The 16,367-nt window shown below is 61.7% G+C and carries 14 protein-coding genes, 1 tRNA gene and 1 pseudogene; 2 read left to right on the top strand and 14 right to left on the bottom strand.

Annotated features, from left to right (window positions below):
- Window positions 1-99 precede the first annotated feature (99 nt).
- The 14 genes and pseudogenes from IGS55_RS27610 to IGS55_RS27550 form a co-directional block, all read right to left on the bottom strand.
- On the bottom strand, window positions 100-1,299 hold the full coding sequence (locus tag IGS55_RS27610; protein WP_230519511.1) for an alpha/beta hydrolase-fold protein: 1,200 nt from the start codon (window positions 1,297-1,299) through the stop codon (window positions 100-102).
- A 99-nt stretch (window positions 1,300-1,398) separates the two neighbouring features.
- Window positions 1,399-1,842, bottom strand: a complete 444-nt coding sequence (locus tag IGS55_RS27605) for a DUF6228 family protein (protein WP_230519512.1) — start codon at window positions 1,840-1,842, stop codon at window positions 1,399-1,401.
- Window positions 1,843-1,956: 114 nt separating this feature from the next.
- Window positions 1,957-2,304, bottom strand: coding sequence for a hypothetical protein (locus IGS55_RS27600; protein WP_230503471.1), 348 nt, complete (start codon window positions 2,302-2,304; stop codon window positions 1,957-1,959).
- Window positions 2,305-3,184: 880 nt separating this feature from the next.
- Window positions 3,185-3,475: a hypothetical protein gene (locus IGS55_RS28060; protein WP_442908224.1), complete on the bottom strand. Its 291-nt coding sequence runs from the start codon at window positions 3,473-3,475 to the stop codon at window positions 3,185-3,187.
- A 478-nt stretch (window positions 3,476-3,953) separates the two neighbouring features.
- Window positions 3,954-4,367, bottom strand: a pseudogene (locus IGS55_RS28055) (relaxase/mobilization nuclease domain-containing protein); the annotation flags it as partial.
- Entirely contained in the window at window positions 4,357-4,749 is a 393-nt protein-coding gene (locus tag IGS55_RS27590) for a plasmid mobilization protein (RefSeq protein WP_071075382.1), read from the bottom strand. The pseudogene IGS55_RS28055 and the gene IGS55_RS27590, both read right to left, overlap by 11 nt.
- A 319-nt stretch (window positions 4,750-5,068) precedes the next feature.
- Window positions 5,069-6,277, bottom strand: coding sequence for a tyrosine-type recombinase/integrase (locus IGS55_RS27585; RefSeq protein WP_230519514.1), 1,209 nt, complete (start codon window positions 6,275-6,277; stop codon window positions 5,069-5,071).
- Between the two features lie 173 nt (window positions 6,278-6,450).
- Window positions 6,451-6,537: transfer RNA gene (locus IGS55_RS27580), tRNA-Leu, on the bottom strand.
- 102 nt (window positions 6,538-6,639) lie between these two features.
- Window positions 6,640-8,934, bottom strand: a complete 2,295-nt coding sequence (locus IGS55_RS27575) for a TonB-dependent receptor (protein ID WP_442908223.1) — start codon at window positions 8,932-8,934, stop codon at window positions 6,640-6,642.
- A 429-nt stretch (window positions 8,935-9,363) separates the two neighbouring features.
- Window positions 9,364-11,088 (bottom strand): methyl-accepting chemotaxis protein, encoded by a 1,725-nt coding sequence (locus IGS55_RS27570; protein WP_230519515.1) that lies wholly within the window; start codon window positions 11,086-11,088, stop codon window positions 9,364-9,366.
- Between the two features lie 268 nt (window positions 11,089-11,356).
- Complete coding sequence (locus tag IGS55_RS27565; RefSeq protein WP_230519516.1) at window positions 11,357-11,746, bottom strand: nuclear transport factor 2 family protein; 390 nt, start codon at window positions 11,744-11,746, stop codon at window positions 11,357-11,359.
- Complete coding sequence (locus IGS55_RS27560; RefSeq protein WP_034755154.1) at window positions 11,746-11,958, bottom strand: hypothetical protein; 213 nt, start codon at window positions 11,956-11,958, stop codon at window positions 11,746-11,748. Before IGS55_RS27560 ends, IGS55_RS27565 begins: the two co-directional genes overlap by 1 nt.
- A 51-nt stretch (window positions 11,959-12,009) precedes the next feature.
- The gene (locus tag IGS55_RS27555; protein WP_230519517.1) at window positions 12,010-12,513 is read right to left on the bottom strand and encodes a DUF2939 domain-containing protein; all 504 of its coding nucleotides are present in this window, start codon (window positions 12,511-12,513) and stop codon (window positions 12,010-12,012) included.
- Window positions 12,514-12,637: 124 nt separating this feature from the next.
- Window positions 12,638-13,084 (bottom strand): DUF2939 domain-containing protein, encoded by a 447-nt coding sequence (locus tag IGS55_RS27550; RefSeq protein ID WP_230519518.1) that lies wholly within the window; start codon window positions 13,082-13,084, stop codon window positions 12,638-12,640.
- A 112-nt stretch (window positions 13,085-13,196) separates the two neighbouring features.
- On the opposite strand from IGS55_RS27550, the gene IGS55_RS27545 reads away from it, so the two are divergent.
- The gene (locus tag IGS55_RS27545) at window positions 13,197-14,036 is read left to right on the top strand and encodes a hypothetical protein (RefSeq protein ID WP_230519519.1); all 840 of its coding nucleotides are present in this window, start codon (window positions 13,197-13,199) and stop codon (window positions 14,034-14,036) included.
- A gap of 14 nt (window positions 14,037-14,050) precedes the next feature.
- Window positions 14,051-16,258 (top strand): acylase, encoded by a 2,208-nt coding sequence (locus IGS55_RS27540; RefSeq protein ID WP_230519520.1) that lies wholly within the window; start codon window positions 14,051-14,053, stop codon window positions 16,256-16,258.
- Window positions 16,259-16,367: the final 109 nt, after the last annotated feature.

The following is a 16,367-nucleotide window of genomic DNA, read 5'->3' as shown; positions in this document are numbered from 1 at the left end:
TTTGCTTGCTCATCAAACACCTCTCCATGGCGAGCATTCTCGCCTAAATCAGTGTCCGGGTACATTAAACCACTACAGGGGTCATGCCGCCTCAAACGATTATTTCCCGCTCAGCAGCGCGCCGAGCTTGTCCCGAGTTTCCTTCATGTCACCCAGGCTCAGCCCTTTCCTGTAGCTTTCAACGGCTTTTGGCTTGTCTCCCATGGCGGAATATAGATCGCCCAGGCAGTCATAGGTATTGGGATCATTCGGATAGTATTGCTCCAGCTGCTGGAAAAAGTAGGCGGCTCGCTCATATTGTTTGCGATTCAAGAAAGCATATCCGTTCTTGACCAGCTCAGCACTGTTCGGCTGGATGCGATAGCCCATCTTTTTCGCCAGCGCCTGATAATGCGCGGTGTGGCGCTGTACCACGTCAAAGCCAGGATTGTCTACCTGGCTTCTATAGAATTTCAAGCGGTAGTTATCGAAAATGAATCGCAATGCATCATACTCCGCCTGTAGCGTCAGGGAACTGTGTGAATCGTCCGGATAATACTGTTGCCCCAGGCGCAAAGCCGTACCTTTGTGTTTGGCAAAATCATCGATCAGTTCGAGATTGGCCCGAATCAGCTCGGTGTCGCTGCTTTTATCCTTGCGCACCTGCTGGAGACTGGGTTTGGTTTCCAGATGATTGGCCATGGCAATGAACAGGGTCTTGCCTTCGTAGGACGGCTGGCTCAGCACATTTTTTGCCTCTTTAACAACATTATGTTTGTTCCACCAGAGCGCGCCTTCCAGCGAGATATAGCTGTTAAACAGCTGCGGACGATGCACCAGAGTATGCACTACAGTCAAACCGCCCACGGAGTGCCCGACAAATATGCGATACGGTGCACTACGGAACTTGGCGTCAATATGGGGGATCAGCTCTTTCTCTATATAGTCGAGAAATTGCTCCCCCTTGCCTTCGGAGTCCGGAAATTCCATATCCTTGCCGAAGGTAAGCTCCGCCAGCCTGTCGTCCTGCAGGATGCCAACGACAATCATCTTGGGCATCAGGTTTTCGCCGCTCAGGTGTTCGATCACTGCCACCAGTGCTTGAAATTGATCCTTCCCATCCAGCACATAAATCACCGGATAACGTTCGGCGCCATCGGCCTTGTAGCCTTCGGGTAGATGAACCCATATCGTGCGCTCGGCCTTCAGGATGGCGGAGGGAATCGTTTGGGTAAAACCGATCGTCAAAGGACGAGGTTCTTGTGTGTTGCCGGTACAGGAAAAGAACAGTAGTGCAATGGACAGCAGTATTTTCTTCATCGGGTTCCACGGGATTGGATAGAAGGGACGTTCGCGTGGCAACCAATTGAAGCAAATAAACATGAAGCGCAAAGATTTACTAAGTTTGCCTTATTTGCACTAGTCTTGCAATGTGTCTTGCGCTCGCCAATGTCGGCTTCTGGCCGATACTAGACTATGAGAAAAAAAGGCAACATCGCGCGCCACACCTTCTAGCTGCCCTGCCTCAAACATGATATTCACGCGCAGCTCAGAATCATAGTCCTGCCCCGTCAAGGTCACTTTCATTTTTATGTGGCCCGTTGAGTCGCTGGTCGCAGTTAACAGAACACGATTCTCGAGGTCTCCCCACTTCTTTTCGCCTTTCCAGCCTTTCCAGTCATCGGCCATATCTTGAAACCACGCTGAAAGCGGAGCCGCCATGAATGTCGATGATGGAGCAGTGCCTGAGAAGAAAGGTGTGTCAACCCGCACATTAAAATCAATGCCTTCTTCAAACTTGTTTGTAATAGTGAAAGTCAACAACGAACCTTCATGCGGTGACTTGAGTTCCAGGCGGTTCATCAATTTTTTATCCGATTTTCTTAACTAGAGGTGGATTTTGAGCGTCCGGTTTTGGCCGGTTGCCGTCGTTGGCAGGTTACGCCCCAAAGTGGACTCTCAAATCCTACCAGCGAGCTATGCAATCATCAGCGTTGCGTTGTCAAACGACTCATCGTCCAATGCTAAAATCACTGCACGCATCAGTTCACAATGCGTAGGCGGCAATTCGTGGCCTTTGTGTGATGTATTCCAGTGTTTGTATAGCATCTCCAACTCCACCTTAAAAGCAGTAAGCGTGGCACCCGAAAGGCAGAATCCCGCCTCAGAATCAGCTCGTTCTGTAATTGTACTAATCGTTGGCAGCCCGATATCGAAGCTAGCGGCTTCCCAATAGAGATACACGGTCTGAGCGGAACCCAAGTACAGATTGATGGTTGGCTCAATCGCTGTAGACTGTTTAAATATCATCAGATGATAGGCCACTTAGTTCCTTTAAGTCGCGAGTTGGGCATCCGCTGCTGGCCGGTTGCCGTCGTTGACCGGTTGAATCCGCAGCCGATAGCCGCCCCTGAGAATAGCAAATTGCCGAACGGAAAACTACACGCACTATCACGCCCGTGCAAAAGCTTTCCTATACACCAAACGTTCGCCACCATGCCGAAATACAACCGGTAAAGCTGCTGCTAAGGTCGCCAGCACCTGGCCGGTTATCTGGCGCGCCCGCTCGAGCGTTTCCGGACAGCGCCCTGCGGCATGGACAGCCTGGGCGGTAGCGGCGGGTCCGGCAGGTGCGCCATGCGCTCCAGGCAGGGCGCTGCGGCGGCGGCCACTGCTCCGCTCGATGCCTGCAGCAGCGCATAGCGTGCCGCTGGCCCTTCGGCCATGCGCGGTGCGTGGCAGGTCAATCCGGGCAGCGCGCCAAATTCGGCAACCGTGATGGCGCTGCCGCTGCGGCAAAGCTCGGCCGCCAGGCAGGATGTCGCCTGGCCGCGCAAGGCGTCGGTGACTGGGTGCACGGACAGTTTGATCCAGGCCTGGAAGCGGCCATGCTGCACCTCCACTACGGCGGCGCTCTGCCAGCCGCGCGCGTCGAGGCGCTGCACATCGGCCTGTTGCAAGCCGTCGAGCAGCACCAGGCCATGCGGGCCTGCGGGCCGCACGGTGACGTCGTATCCGCGCGCATTCATGCGCTTGAGCCAGGCCAGGCTGCGCAGCAGTTCCAGCCCGCTCCACTGCCGCGTCTCTTGCTTGCCGTCCCTTGCCTGCACCAGCCTGACGATGAACTGCGCGCAGCCCAGTGCCGTCATTTGCCCGCGCACGGCTTCCAGGCTGCGGTCGCGGGGCGTATCAGCGCGGCCAGCTGCTACGCGTCCAGCACGTTCTGCAGCCTGGGGGCAGGTGCCAGACAGAGCCACAATGCGCTGGCGAGCAGCCCCGTCATCATGCCCACCAGCGCCGCCAGCAGGTACTGGCGCTGCGACAGCGTACGGCTGCTGCAGTCGATTGTCTGGGCGCTCTCGCGCGCCGCCTGTTCCGCGCTGCGCCAGGCGCTCGTCGCCGCCTCGATCTGGCGCCGGAACTGCTCGCCCTGGCGCGTGCCGTCGAGGCCCAGCTGCTGCATCGTCTGGCGCGCCTCGTCCGTCAGGGCCGCCATCGCCTGCGCTAGCGGCTCCAGAAGCGCCGCCAGCTCCTCGGCGCTGGCCAGCCTGGCCTGGTGCAGCTGCGCCATCCTGCACGCCAGCGCGTCCAGCTGCGCCGTATTCTCGGCAGTGGCCAACTGCCGCAAGGTCTCGCTCTTTGTCATAGTGGACTCCTCGTTTCGCCAATCCCATGGGACTGTATCCGCGTCCCAGGTCGCTACCCTTCATCAGCACGCCATCGAGGCGGTAGGACAGGCCCGCCAGGGTGCTGTCATTGCGCTGCGTCACCGGCACCAGGGCCACGCCCGCCGCTGCCAGGCGCTGCATGAAAGCGGTGAAACTGCCGCAGCCGGTAATGGCGGCATCGCACAGCTGCTGCAGGCGCTGCCGCGTCGAGGCGATGCCGGTGCGCAGGCCCGCCTCGATCTCGCCCCGGCTCGCCGCGCGGTGCGGCGCCTCGACGGAGGGGCGCAGCTGCTGCAGGCCGAAGTCGCGTTCGACCGCGCGCATGATGACTTCCTGGCGCCGGTAGTCGTGGCTGTCGCTGGCAACGCCGCCATCGCAGCGCACGCGATTGACCAGCAGGTGCACGTGTTCATGCCGGGTGTCGGCATGGCGCGTCAGCAGGTACTGGTTGTCGTCCAGGCCCATGCCCGCCAGATAGCGGCCCGCGATCTGCGTCCACTGGGCGTCGGACAGCTGCTCTCCCGGCGCGGCCGACAGCGACACGTGCAGCACCGCCTTGCCCAGGCCAGGGCGCAGCTTGCGCACGGCGCCGAATTCCTGCGCCAGTTCGCGCGGCGTGCGGCCGGTCATGTTGGTGTCGATCACGCGCGCCTGCTCCTTGCCCAGGTCATACGCCAGCACGCCGCGAAAGCCGCGTCCCTTGATGGCCTTAGCGATCATCGTCCTGCTCCTTCACGCCCAGCAGTGCCAGCCGCAGGCGGCGCGTTTCCGCGATCAGCCGCTGCAGCAGGGCGTCGGCCACGGCGACGCGGCCGCCTTCGTTGGCGAGATGGGTCAACTGATTCAGGTTGGACGCCAGGCGGGCCAGTTCCACGTAGTGTTCGCGGTTGATGGCGGCGACGGGCGGCGGGGGCAAGGTGCGCGCCAGCGCTGCGGCGCGCAGCCATTGCGCGGGACGCATCTGCATGCGGGCGGCGCGTTCCAGCAGTGCCGCATGTTCGGCGGCCGACACGCGCACGCCGATGGTGGCGCCACGCACGGCGGCCGGGTCGCCTTTCGGGCGGCCGCCTTGTCGCTTGCGTGGCGTGGTCTCGGCGTGCATCGATGCTCCTGGCGTGGTGGGCGAGCGCAGCGAGGATGGCCCCGCAGGGCAAGCCGGTTTGAGCGAAGCGAAAACATGGCTTGCTCCTCGCCAGTCCACGCGCCCGCGGCTCCCCGCCTTTGAATGTAGCCGCGTGCCCGCCGCTTTCCTTACGCGATATCAAACAGCGCGGGCGCTGTCGCGAAACAGGACGACGGCGGATGCGGGTGGACGCACACCGTGTCGCCCATCGTGGCGCGCAGGCGACAGGCATGCGTATCGCCGCACCTGTTCCTGCCAGCGCCGCCGCTGGTTTTCTTTCTCCAGGCGGGCGTCGGCGTCAGGCTGGCGGCGTGGCGACGCCGTCGCGCAGGGCGTCGAGATAGTCGGCCCAGCGCTGCATCATGACGCGGCGCGCAGGCAGGTGCGCCGTGCGGTTGTAGGCGCGCCCGTTCGGATCGATGACGCTGTGCGCCAGCTGGTGCTCGATCAGGTCCACGCGCTCCTGCAGCACTTCGTCGAGGATGGTGCGGGCCATGGCGCGGAAACCGTGGCCGGTCATGACTTCCTTGGCATAGCCGAGGGACCGCAGCGCCGCGTTGATGGTGTTTTCGCTCATGCAGCGCTGGCCGCCGCGCAGGCCGGGAAATACGTAGCGGCCTTCGCCGGTGACAGGCTGCAGCGCGCGCAGGATCGCCACGGCCTGTGTCGGCAGCGGCACCAGGTGTTCGAGCTGCATTTTCATTTTCCTGGCCGGGATGCGCCACTCGGCGGCATCGAGATGGATTTCGCTCCATTCGGCGGCGCGCAGTTCGCCGGGACGCACGAACAGCATGGGTGCCAGTTTCAGCGCCGCCACCGCCGTGGCGTGGCCCTGGTAGCCATAAATGGCTCGCAGCAGCGGCGCGACATCGCCCGGTTCCGTCAGTGCCGGGTAGTGCGTTCTTGGCACCGGCGTCAATGCGCCTTTCAGGTCCGCCGTGACGTCGCGCTCGACGAGGTCCATCGCCACGCCGAAGCGCAGCACCTGGCCGCACAGCTGCTTGATGCGGTGCGCCGAATCGATCGCGCCGCGCGCCTCGACGCGCTGTACCACGCGCAGCACGTCGCGCGGGCGGATGGTGTTGAGCGGCATCTTGCCCAGGTAGGGGATAACGTCGCCTTCGAGCCAGTTGCCGACTTTCTTTTGCGTATTGGCGCTGCCGTTGCGCTGGATGGTGAGCAGCCACTGGCGCGCCAGCTTGTCGAAGGTATTCAAGGCGGCGCTGCGCTGCTCGGCCTTCTGCGCGCGCTTGACGGCGTTCGGATCGATCCCTTCGGCCAGCGCCTTGCGCGCATCTTCGGCCTTGCGCCGCGCCTGGGCCAGGCTCACGCGGGGGTAGACGCCCAGGGCCAGTGTTTTTTGCTTGCCTGCATGGCGGTAATTCAACCGCCAGTACTTGCCGGTACGGGTGACCAGCAGGTACATGCCGTACAGGTCGGGATACTTGTCGCCGCTGGGCGTGCCCTTGTAGACGGCATGGCGGATAAGCAGATCGGACAGTGGCATGGCGCACTCCCTGATGGTATTTTTTTAGAGAAAATCCTAAATCCAGCAAAAAGTACCAACAAAGTTCATCACTTTTAATGTACGCCGATGGACGCGGATGGACAACAAAAAACCCGCTCTCCTATGACGGAGGCGGGTTTGTGGACGTTCTTGGATTTTTACGGCTGAGTTCTTGGTGCCCGGAGCCGGAATCGAACCGGCACGCCCTTACAGGCGGGAGATTTTAAGTCTCCAGTGTCTACCAGTTTCACCATCCGGGCAGCGCGGCGAGATTCTAGCACAGGTGATGTGCATCACGCCATCTTGTGCCTGAGCCATGCTGTCCGGTTTGCGCCGGACAGCGCGGTTTTGTCTACCCGCCGTCAGAACGTCGCCTTGAACTGCACCCCATACGTGCGTGGTTCGTTGACGATGCCTGTCAAGTTATCGAAATCGATCGCGCCCAGCGACTGGACCTGGTTGGTGATGTTGCGGCCATACGCGGAGAGTTCGTATTTGTCCCATTTGTAGCCGACGCGCAAGCCGCCTTCGAGCAGTTCCTTGGCCTTGTATTCCTTCGCTTCATACAGGAAGAAGTTATAGCTGGTGCGGTAGGCCCAGTCCGTGTAGGCGTAGAACTCGCCATTGGCCAGGGGAATGCTGTATTTCAAGGTGAAGTTGGTTTGCCATTCCGGCGCGCGCGGCAGCGGGTTGCCGTCGATGTAGGCCGTGCCCTTGAACGGGCCCACCGGGTCGGTGACGGTGCAGCCGCTGGCCGGGTTGTTTTGCGCGTTGCCGCAGCTTTGCACGAACAGCTTCTTGTCCTGTATTTCCGTGTGGTTGTAGCTGCCGCCCAGGGTCATGCTGAGCGAATCGCTGAGGTTAGCCTGGAAATCGAGTTCCACGCCACGGCCCGTGGCTTTGTCGGCGTTGAGCAGCTGGTTCATGTTGACAGCGCCGCTGCCGGCCGTCAGTTGCTTGTCCTTGACCCGGTACTGGAACACGGCCAGGCTCAGGCGCGCGCGCTTGTCGAACAGATCTTGCTTGATGCCCGCCTCGACGGACAGCGCTTTCTCGGCCCCCGCAAACGAAGGGCGGTCGGCCAGGCCGTTCAGGCGCCCCTGCATCGATGGCGCGCGGTAGCCGGTGGCGATGCGCGCGTAGGCATTCGTCGCCGGCGTGAGCACATAGGTGCCGCTCAAGTCCCAGCTGATGTTGTGCGACGTGTCGTTCAGGTTGAAGGGGCCGGCCGTGGTCGCTTCCACGCGCTTGGCCGAGAAATCCTTCTTGTCGGTCGTGTAGCGCAGGCCGGCGCGCAGTTTCAGGGCGTCCGACACCGTGTAGTTGAGCGAGCCGAAGGCCGCATACGACTTCGAGCTCTGGTTTTGCGTCGCGTAGTTCGGGCTTTGCGGATTGCCGGGCGCCAGGCTGTCAAAGCTGATGCTGTCGATCTGGATATCTTCCTTGAAGTAGAACAGGCCGGCTATCCATTGCAGCGGGCCGCGGGCAGACGACTCGGCGCGGAATTCCTGCGAAATCTGCTTGTGGTTGGGGATCACGTCGGCAGTTTCCACGACGAAGGGGATGAAACCGGGGCCCATCGGCGGCGCGTACACGGCGCCATAGCCGCCGTCGACGTCGGCACGGCTGAAGAAATCGAGTTTTTCGTAGCCGGTGATCGAATGCAGGGTGACGCCGGGCAAGTCCCATTTCAGGCGCATGCTGCCGCCCTTGGTTTTCAGGTGCTGGCGGTTGATGCCGTCGGTCGGGTAGTTATCGTAATCAAAGCCGTCGACCAGGTCGTTGGTGCCCTGTTTCAGGATGTTGGCGCGGAACAAGGTGGCCGTGCCGTCGAGGTTGCGCGCGTGCACGTTGAACAGGGCGCTGAAGTCGCGCGTGGGCTTGACCAGTACCTGCAGGCGGGCGGCGCTGTCTTCATAGCCTTCGAAGTCGCGCGTGCCGGTGGGGCGCGGGTTGTGCACGCGGTCGTCGCGGCGCTGGGTCTGGCCGGAAAAGCGCAGGGCCACGGTGTCGCTGACGGGTACGTTGAAGGCGCCTTCCAGGTTCTTCATGCCATCCTTGCCGAAGCCGCCGCTCAGGTAGCCCTCCGTCTTGAAGACGGGCTTGGCGGAATCGAACTTGATTACGCCGGCCGGCGAGTTGCGGCCGAACAAGGTGCCTTGCGGGCCGCGCAGCACCTCGACCTGGTCGACGTCGAAGACGGGAAAGCCTTTCAGCATGGCGTTTTCCTGCACCACGTCATCCATCACCAGGCCTACCGGTTGCGAGGCGTTCAGGTCGAAGTCGGTATTGCCCAGGCCGCGAATGTAGAAGCGGGGGAAGGTGCGGCCGTAATCCGATTCGACCGAGACGCTGGGTGAGCGGCTGTTGAGGAAGCGGATGTCGGCGCCGCCGGCCGTCAGGGTGTCGAGCTTGTCGCCCTTCAGGGTGGCGATGGACATCGGTACGTCCTTGATGTTTTCCGCGCGCCGCTGCGCCGTCACGATCACCGTTTCCAGCTGGCCAGGACCGGCCTGTGCCGCCGGAGCGGCAGGCGCGTCGGCGGCAGGCGCCGGGATGCTGTCCTGTGCCTGCGCCATCGCCTGCAGGGGAAAGGCGGCAGTGATTGCCAGGGCAATCAGGGTGTGGCGTACTGTGCTGGCATGCGGTGTCATCATGAAACGGCTCCTGTCGGTCAAGGTTGTTGAGGGCATGCAAGCTGGCGCTGGCCAGCTGACGAAAAATCATGCTAGCACGGAAAGTTTTGGTATTCATGCCATTTTCCAGCGACGGCTATTCATATCCGTTTCGAATTAATACGCGAATAAAATCGTATTTGTCGTCAATATCTGGCGGGTGCATAGTAGGGTGCCGGCAGGCCTGCGCGGGAGCAAAAGAGGCTGGACAGGACGATGAGGTTTCCTGCGGCTGCGCAAAAAGCGTGCGCCATTTCGGCGTAGTAGCGGAATCCGGGGCAGCAGAAATACAACAGTTGCCGCGGATTTTTATGTGAGGGGCGTGTTGCTGCAACGCGACAGGGGAGGCCGGCTGCGGCTCTCCCCTGTGCGTGTGAAGCGGGGCATGCGTGGCCGCATGCGTCTATCTGCTTAAAACTCTTCCCAATCGCCTGCCGTCACGGCTTCCGCTTGCGCCGCACGGGGTTTTGCCGGCGCGGCCTGGCGCTTGACGGTGCTGCTGGCCGCAGCCGGTACCAGGCGCAGCGGCTTGTGGCTGGCGCGTGCCGGCGCTGGCGTGGGTGCCGCCACATGGCTGTCATGCGTCTTGAAGATGCTCACGGTTTCCACCAGGTGGCTGGCTTGCTCGCGCAGCGATTCGGCCGCCGCCGCTGCTTCTTCCACCAGTGCCGCGTTTTGCTGCGTGACGCCATCCATCTGGGTCACCGCCTGGTTGATCTGCTCGATGCCGGCGGACTGTTCCTGGCTGGCCACCGTGATTTCAGCGATGATGTTGCTGACGCGGGCGACGCTGGCGACCACCTCGGACATCGTCGTACCCGCCTGCGCCGCCAGCTTGGAACCGGCATCGACGCGGCTCACGGAGTCGTCGATCAGCGCCTTGATTTCCTTGGCCGCGCTGGCGCTGCGCTGGGCCAGGCCGCGCACTTCGGTGGCCACGACGGCGAAGCCGCGGCCCTGTTCGCCGGCTCGCGCCGCTTCCACGGCGGCATTCAGGGCCAGGATATTGGTCTGGAAGGCGATGCCGTCAATGACGCTGATGATGTCGACAATCTTGCGCGACGATTCGCTGATCAGATCCATGGTGCCCATCACTTGTCCCACCACGGCGCCGCCCTTGCTGGCGACGTCCGATGCGGTGGTGGCCAGCACATTGGCTTCGCGGGCATTTTCCGCATTCTTGCGCACGGTGCTGGTGAGTTCTTCCATCGAGGAAGCGGTTTCTTCCAATGAACTGGCTTGCTGTTCCGTGCGCAGCGACAGATCGCTGTTGCCGCTGGAAATCTCCGCGGCGGCAAGGGAGACGGTGTCGGAATCCTGGCGCACGGAGGACACTACCGTGGTCAGCGACTCCTGCATGCGCTGCAGGGCTGACAGCACGCTGACGGTATCGTGCGGTGCAACGCTGAGTTTGCCTGTCAGATCGCCGCCGGCGAGCAGGCTGACGGCTTCGCACAGCTGCTTCGGTTCGGCGCCCAGTGCCTTGAGCAAGTGACGCGTGATGAGCCAGCCAGCCAGGCCCGCCAGCACGATGGACAGCAGGCTGGCGCCGATGAGGATATTCTTGTTGAGAATGTAGCCCTCGTTATCTTCTTTCAGGATGGCGGCGGAGCGCTGGTCCGTCAGGGTGAAATACTCATCGCTGGCGGCGACGAGGGCGGCCAGCAGCGGACGGCATTCCTCGTTCATCTTGGCGATGGCCTGGTCGGTTTTCTTTTGCAGCGCCAGCTCCACGATGGACAGCGCCACGGGAGAATAGCGTTTTTCGATGCCGTCGATCTTGTTGATGGCGGCGCGCACCTCGTCCGATACTTCCGGCTGCTGTGCCAGCTGCAGCAGATGTTGCATGTTCTTGACGACGTCGGCATGTGCCTGCAGCACCTGCTTGCGTTCGGCTTCCAGGTCTTCCGGCTTGGTGACGAGCACCAGGTTCCTCGCTGCCACGGCACGCATGTCGATCGCGTCACGCACGCGGTGCGCCGTATTGGACCGGGCGGTGATGCCGTTGACATACTGGTCAAAGCTGGCGTTGAAGTTGGAAAGACTCTTCACGGACAGGATCGAAATGCCGATGAGAAAAAAGACCAGCAGGCCGAAAGCCAAAGTGAGCTGGGTGCGAACAGTGAACTTATCCATGATGTCTCTCCCGAAATACGTGGTGACGATTAGAAAGGGTGCTTGCGTGAGACCAGTGGCAGGCGCTTGCCTGGCGACGGGTCGCGTATCCTACGCAGTGCTTCTCTATCCCGAACACGGATTCGTGGTGTGAGGATCAAATTAATTCAAAAAACCGATTTCAATAATTTATTTGTTTTATTTATTAAATTCATTGTTGCACAAAAAATTCAGTAAATCAATGAGATTTTGCGTGTCAAAAAACAACTTTTCGACATGGGATACTTGTTCAGACAGGTATCGGCGTACCTTGATGAAAGGTCATCTGCCAGCGGCCATCGCGCCACTTCCATAGCGAACTGCGCAAGCTGGCGCTGGCGGGCAGGGCGCCGTTGGCGTGCCGCTGCGAGCGGTAGGTAACGAAGGCAACGTCGTCGGCCAGCAAACGGGCCTGGAAATCGCTGATGCTGCGCGGGCAAAAGTCTTCCGCCGGCAAGTCCGCCAGGGTCACCGCGCGCGTCCACAGCGTGCCCGAGCTGCCGAATTCGACGAACTCGTCGGCCAGCAGTGCCGCCAGCCTGGCGCCGTCGGCGCGCACGGCATGGCTTTGCAGCGCCGCTTCCAGCGCCTGCAGATGTGCCGCCAGATCCGTGGCGTCCGGCCCCTCCGGCCCCGTCATCAGATGGGAAACGCGCCGGCGCCCGATACATTCAGGCAGGCGACCTTGTCGCTGGAAAAATACTTGATTTGTCCCAGGCCGATGGCGTAGCAGCCGTCGCTGAGCGGAGAAATGGGTCCGGTGAGTTTTTCACCGTTGATCAAGGTCACCACCCACGGCGTGGTGGCTGGTTTGCCTGCGTGGGTCAGGGCGTGTTGTACCAAGTCTGACATGCTGCCTCCAAAGAAATGTGGTTGGGCAGATGATAGCAGTGCGCGGCCGTTTTACGCGTCGGCCAGCAGATTCTTGGGCAGCGCCACCGACGTGAGTTTCCAGCTCCACAGGCCGTCGCGGGTCAGGGTCAGTTCGCCGATATGGCTTTTGCTGTGGGCACGCTGCACGACGACGCTGTTCCAGGATGTGTAGCGCAGTTTGTAGTCGGGTTTGGTGTTGCGCTTGCGGCCGCTGATGTCGCTGACCTTGGCGAGTGGCTTTTCGTAGCGGTCATTGAGCTTCATCAAGGCGACGATGCCTTCGGGCATCAGCATCGTGTCGAGCAAGGGATCGATGACGTCGGGACTGATGTCGTCAGCCACTTCCGGCGCCGAGAACAGGGCATGCAGTTGCTGCCCGAGACTGCCGCGCAACTGTGGCAGGTCGATCTGCGCAGCCAGGGCCTGGCTATCCTCGTCCATGGTTGCCGCGCGGATCTTGTCCATGGTGAAATACGGACTGCCATAGAAGACGCCGGCCAGCGCGACCAGTACCGCTACAGCGAGAAGCATCATTCTTTTCATCTGCGATCTCTCGGATCCCTGGCGACCCGGTGCGCCTGAAGTGTTGGCATTCTACATAATATTTCCCAAAATCAATATGACGGTTTAGGTAAGTGTTGTTTTAGATCAAGTTTCGTCAGAGTAATTCCGGCGGCAAGGTAATGTCCGCCAGTTTCCAGTCCCAGATGCCATGGCGGCGCAGCAGAAACTGGCTGGCCGCGGGGGCGGCGCCGCTGCGCCGCAGCACCACTTCATTCCACGAGCGGTATACCATGCCGAAGTCGTGGCGCTTGCCGTCCGCCCCCTGCTTGCCGTGCAGGATCAATACCGTGATGCCGGGCGGCGAGACGATGGTGTCGAGCATTTCCTTGAAATCATCGTCATTGGCCGTCTCGCCGCCCGCGCGCAGCTGGCGCGCCACGCTGGCGCGGATCGCAGGCAGGTCGGCCTGCTGCGCCAGGGTTTCCAGGCGCACGGATTTTGCCGCGATGCTGATGCGGTACATGGCGATGTAGGGGCTGACCCAGGTGAAGCCGATGGCGGCGACGGCAAAAATGATCGCGGTGGCGTACTTTCTTTTCATGTTCTGTGTTTTGGAGTGAGCTGGGCCGCCGTGATTTTACCCGGCCAGCGGTGGCGGATGGTGTAGCATTCGTGCCGGCGCGGACCATCGCGCCGCAATATTGAGGACAACCATGAATATCACTATCAATCAGGTGCTGCAGTCGTATATCGACCCGCTCACCGCCAGCGAGTACGCGGCGCTCGAGCGCAGCCTGCTGGCCGAAGGCTGCCGCGATGCGCTGGTGCTGTGGAACGACGTGCTGATCGACGGGCATAACCGCTACGCCATCTGCCGCCAGCACGGCATCGAATTCAAGACCATCCAGAACACCAGCTTTAGCTCGCTTGACGACGTCATGCTGTGGATGATCGACAATCACCTGGCGCGCCGCAGCGTGTCGGACTTCCAGCGCGGCGTGCTGGCCCTGCGCAAGAAGGAAATCGTCGCCGCGCGCAGCCCGGCGCCCGTCAGCGCCCAGGATGCGCCCGATGGCGAAAACGCGCCCAAGCCCCCCATGAGCACGCGCGAAGAGGTGGCCAAGGCGGCCAGATTGAGCAGCAACCAGATCAGCCAGATCGAGAAGATCCAGAAAGCCGCTTCGCCCGAACTGGTGGAAGCCGTCCGTTCGGGAACGATCTCCATCAATGCCGCGGCCACCGTGGCATCGCTGCCGCCCGAAGAGCAGGTGGCGGCCGTCGCCGGTGGTAAAAAACTGCTACGCCAGGCGGCCAAGGAAATCCGCGAACAGCGCGCCGCCACGCGCACGCCGCGCGAGCCGAAGGTGCCCCACGTGTCGCAGGATACGCCGGAGACGGGCAACGAGCCGTGGGCGGACAACGCGGCGCAAGCGCCGTCCGAAACGGAGCGCCTGCGCGGCGAGATCGCCAGCTTGAAGCAGAAAGTGGCGCAGCTACAGGCGGAAAATGTGGAGTTGAACCAGCGTATCGCCACCCTGATCGACGCATCCTGATATTGGAGTAGTGCATGCCAGCTCGCCGTGCCTTGTTTGTCGCCATCGCCTGCGGCGCCGTCGCCGCTCCTCCCGTGCTGGCGGCGCCCGCCGTTTCTGTCACGGACATGGCCCGCTGGCAGGCGCAAGCCGCCCATGTCAGCATCGCGCGCGACACGTGGGGCGTGCCCCATGTGACGGGCAAGACGGATGCGGATGCCGTCTTTGGCCTGATGTATGCGCAGGCCGAGGATGATTTCCCGCGCGTGGAACTCAATTACATCAACGCCATGGGGCGCTTGGCGGAAGTGGAGGGCGAGCGGGAGCTGTACCGCGACTTGCGCATGAAGCTCTTCATCGATCCGGCCGACTTGCAGGCGCAGTACCGCGCCAGCTCGCCGTGGCTGCGCAAGTTGATGGATGCGTTTGCCGATGGCTTGAATTTTTACCTGGCCACGCATCCGCACGTCAAACCCAAGCTGATCGCGCATTTCGAGCCGTGGATGGTCCTCAGTTTCAGCGAGGGCAGCATCGGCGGCGATATTGAATCGATCAACCTGGCGCAGCTCGAAGCGTTTTACGGCCAGCAAGCCAAGCCCGCCACCATGGCGCTGGTCAGCGTGGAGACCGGATTGGACCCCGAACCGAGCGGCTCGAACGGTTTCGCCATCGCGCCCGCGATTACCAAAAACGGCCATGCGCTCTTGATGATCAACCCGCACACCTCGTTCTACTTCCGCCCCGAAGTGCAGGTGACCAGCGGCGAAGGCTTGAATGCATATGGCGCCGTCACCTGGGGCCAGTTCTTCGTCTACCAGGGTTTTAACGACCGCCTCGGCTGGATGCACACCTCGGGCGGCGGCGACGTCATCGACGAATACCTGGAAAGCATCGTCGACAAGGATGGCGCATGGTTCTACCGCTATGACGGCGGCCTGCGTCCCCTGAAAGCCGTGCCGATTACCTTGCCATATAAACTCGCGAACGGCGGCATGGGCTCGACAACCATCACCGTCTATTACAGCCACCACGGCCCGATCGTGCGCGCGCAGGATGGGAAGTGGGTGGCCGTGCGCCTGATGAATGAACCGTTGAAGGCCTTGACACAATCGTACACGCGCACCAAGGCGCGCGATTACGCGGCGTTCTACACGACGATGGAACTGCGCACGAATTCGTCGAACAATACCGTGTACGCGGATGCGGATGGCAATATCGCCTATTTTCATGGCAATTTCATCCCCGTGCGCGACCCGCGCTTCAACTGGAAGCAGCCCGTCGACGGCAGCGACCCGGCCACGGAATGGAAAGGGCTGCACACGGTGGCGCAAACCATCACCCTGTTCAATCCGAAGAATGGCTGGATACAGAACACGAACAACTGGCCGTATTCGGCGGCCGGCGCCCACAGTCCGCGCCAGCAGGACTATCCCGCCTACATGTCCGTGTATGGCGAAAACGCGCGCGGCCTGCATGCCGTCAAGGTTTTCCAGAACAAGAACGATTTCACGCTCGACAGCCTGATCGCCGCTTCCTACGACAGCGAACTGACGGCGTTCGAATCCTTGCTGCCGCCGCTGTTCGCGGCCTACGATGCGCTGCCGGCGGGCGACGCGCAACAGCTGGCGCTGGCCGACAAGGTGGCCTTGCTGCGCGCCTGGGACTGGCGCTATTCGCTGACCTCCACGGCCACTTCCTTGGCCGTGTTCTGGGGCCAGGAGCTGGCCGAACTGGCTGGCAAGCAGGCGCGCGAGCAGGGCGTGCCCGTGGTTGATTTTCTGGCGACGGACAAGGTCACGGCGGCGCAGCGGCTGGCTGCCCTGGCGACGGCGGCGGATAAATTGCAGCGCGATTTCGGCAACTGGCAAACGCCATGGGGCGAGATCAACCGCTTCCAGCGCCTGACGGGCGACGTGGTGCAGGCGTTCGACGATGCGCAGCCGAGCTTGCCCGTTCCTTATGCGTCGGGCAACTGGGGCGCGCTGGCCGCGTATGGCCAGAGCAGCAAGAGCACCACGCGCAGGATGTACGGCGAACGTGGCAACAGCTTTGTCGCGGCCGTGGAATTCGGTCCGCGCATCAAGGCGAAAAGCATCCTTGCCGGTGGCCAGAGCGGCGACCCGACGTCGCCGCATTTCAAGGACCAAGCGGCCATGTATGCGCGCGGCGAGTTCAAGGAGGTGCTGTTTTATCCCGAGGACGTGGCGAAGCACCTGGAGCGCAGGTACCGGCCCGGGGAGTGAAGTTGGTGAGGTGTCGGATTACGCCCTCGCGTGCTAATCCGACCTTGTATTATTCCCCTCATGCCGTTCGTGGTATTGCGAACGGTATCGACCGCTGTCAACATCTTGG

Source organism: Janthinobacterium sp. EB271-G4-3-2 (genome assembly GCF_020858035.1).
GTDB classification, from domain to species: Bacteria; Pseudomonadota; Gammaproteobacteria; order Burkholderiales; family Burkholderiaceae_D; genus Janthinobacterium; species Janthinobacterium aestuarii.
Note: the sequence above shows the minus strand (reverse complement) of the source record. Positions and strands in the feature narration are given on the sequence as shown.

Bases quoted from the DNA above. Each gene is read 5' to 3' on its own strand.
- IGS55_RS27550 (WP_230519518.1), bottom strand. From the start codon at position 13,084: ATGAAAAGAAAGTACGCCACCGCGATCATTTTTGCCGTCGCCGCCATC.
- IGS55_RS27545 (WP_230519519.1), top strand. From the start codon at position 13,197: ATGAATATCACTATCAATCAGGTGCTGCAGTCGTATATCGACCCGCTC.
- IGS55_RS28060 (WP_442908224.1), bottom strand. From the start codon at position 3,475: ATGGCGGCCCTGACGGACGAGGCGCGCCAGACGATGCAGCAGCTGGGC.
- IGS55_RS27605 (WP_230519512.1), bottom strand. From the start codon at position 1,842: ATGAACCGCCTGGAACTCAAGTCACCGCATGAAGGTTCGTTGTTGACT.
- IGS55_RS27565 (WP_230519516.1), bottom strand. From the start codon at position 11,746: ATGACGGGGCCGGAGGGGCCGGACGCCACGGATCTGGCGGCACATCTG.
- IGS55_RS27560 (WP_034755154.1), bottom strand. From the start codon at position 11,958: ATGTCAGACTTGGTACAACACGCCCTGACCCACGCAGGCAAACCAGCC.
- IGS55_RS27585 (WP_230519514.1), bottom strand. From the start codon at position 6,277: ATGCCACTGTCCGATCTGCTTATCCGCCATGCCGTCTACAAGGGCACG.
- IGS55_RS27570 (WP_230519515.1), bottom strand. From the start codon at position 11,088: ATGGATAAGTTCACTGTTCGCACCCAGCTCACTTTGGCTTTCGGCCTG.
- IGS55_RS27540 (WP_230519520.1), top strand. From the start codon at position 14,051: ATGCCAGCTCGCCGTGCCTTGTTTGTCGCCATCGCCTGCGGCGCCGTC.
- IGS55_RS27555 (WP_230519517.1), bottom strand. From the start codon at position 12,513: ATGATGCTTCTCGCTGTAGCGGTACTGGTCGCGCTGGCCGGCGTCTTC.
- IGS55_RS27575 (WP_442908223.1), bottom strand. From the start codon at position 8,934: ATGATGACACCGCATGCCAGCACAGTACGCCACACCCTGATTGCCCTG.
- IGS55_RS27590 (WP_071075382.1), bottom strand. From the start codon at position 4,749: ATGCACGCCGAGACCACGCCACGCAAGCGACAAGGCGGCCGCCCGAAA.
- IGS55_RS27610 (WP_230519511.1), bottom strand. From the start codon at position 1,299: ATGAAGAAAATACTGCTGTCCATTGCACTACTGTTCTTTTCCTGTACC.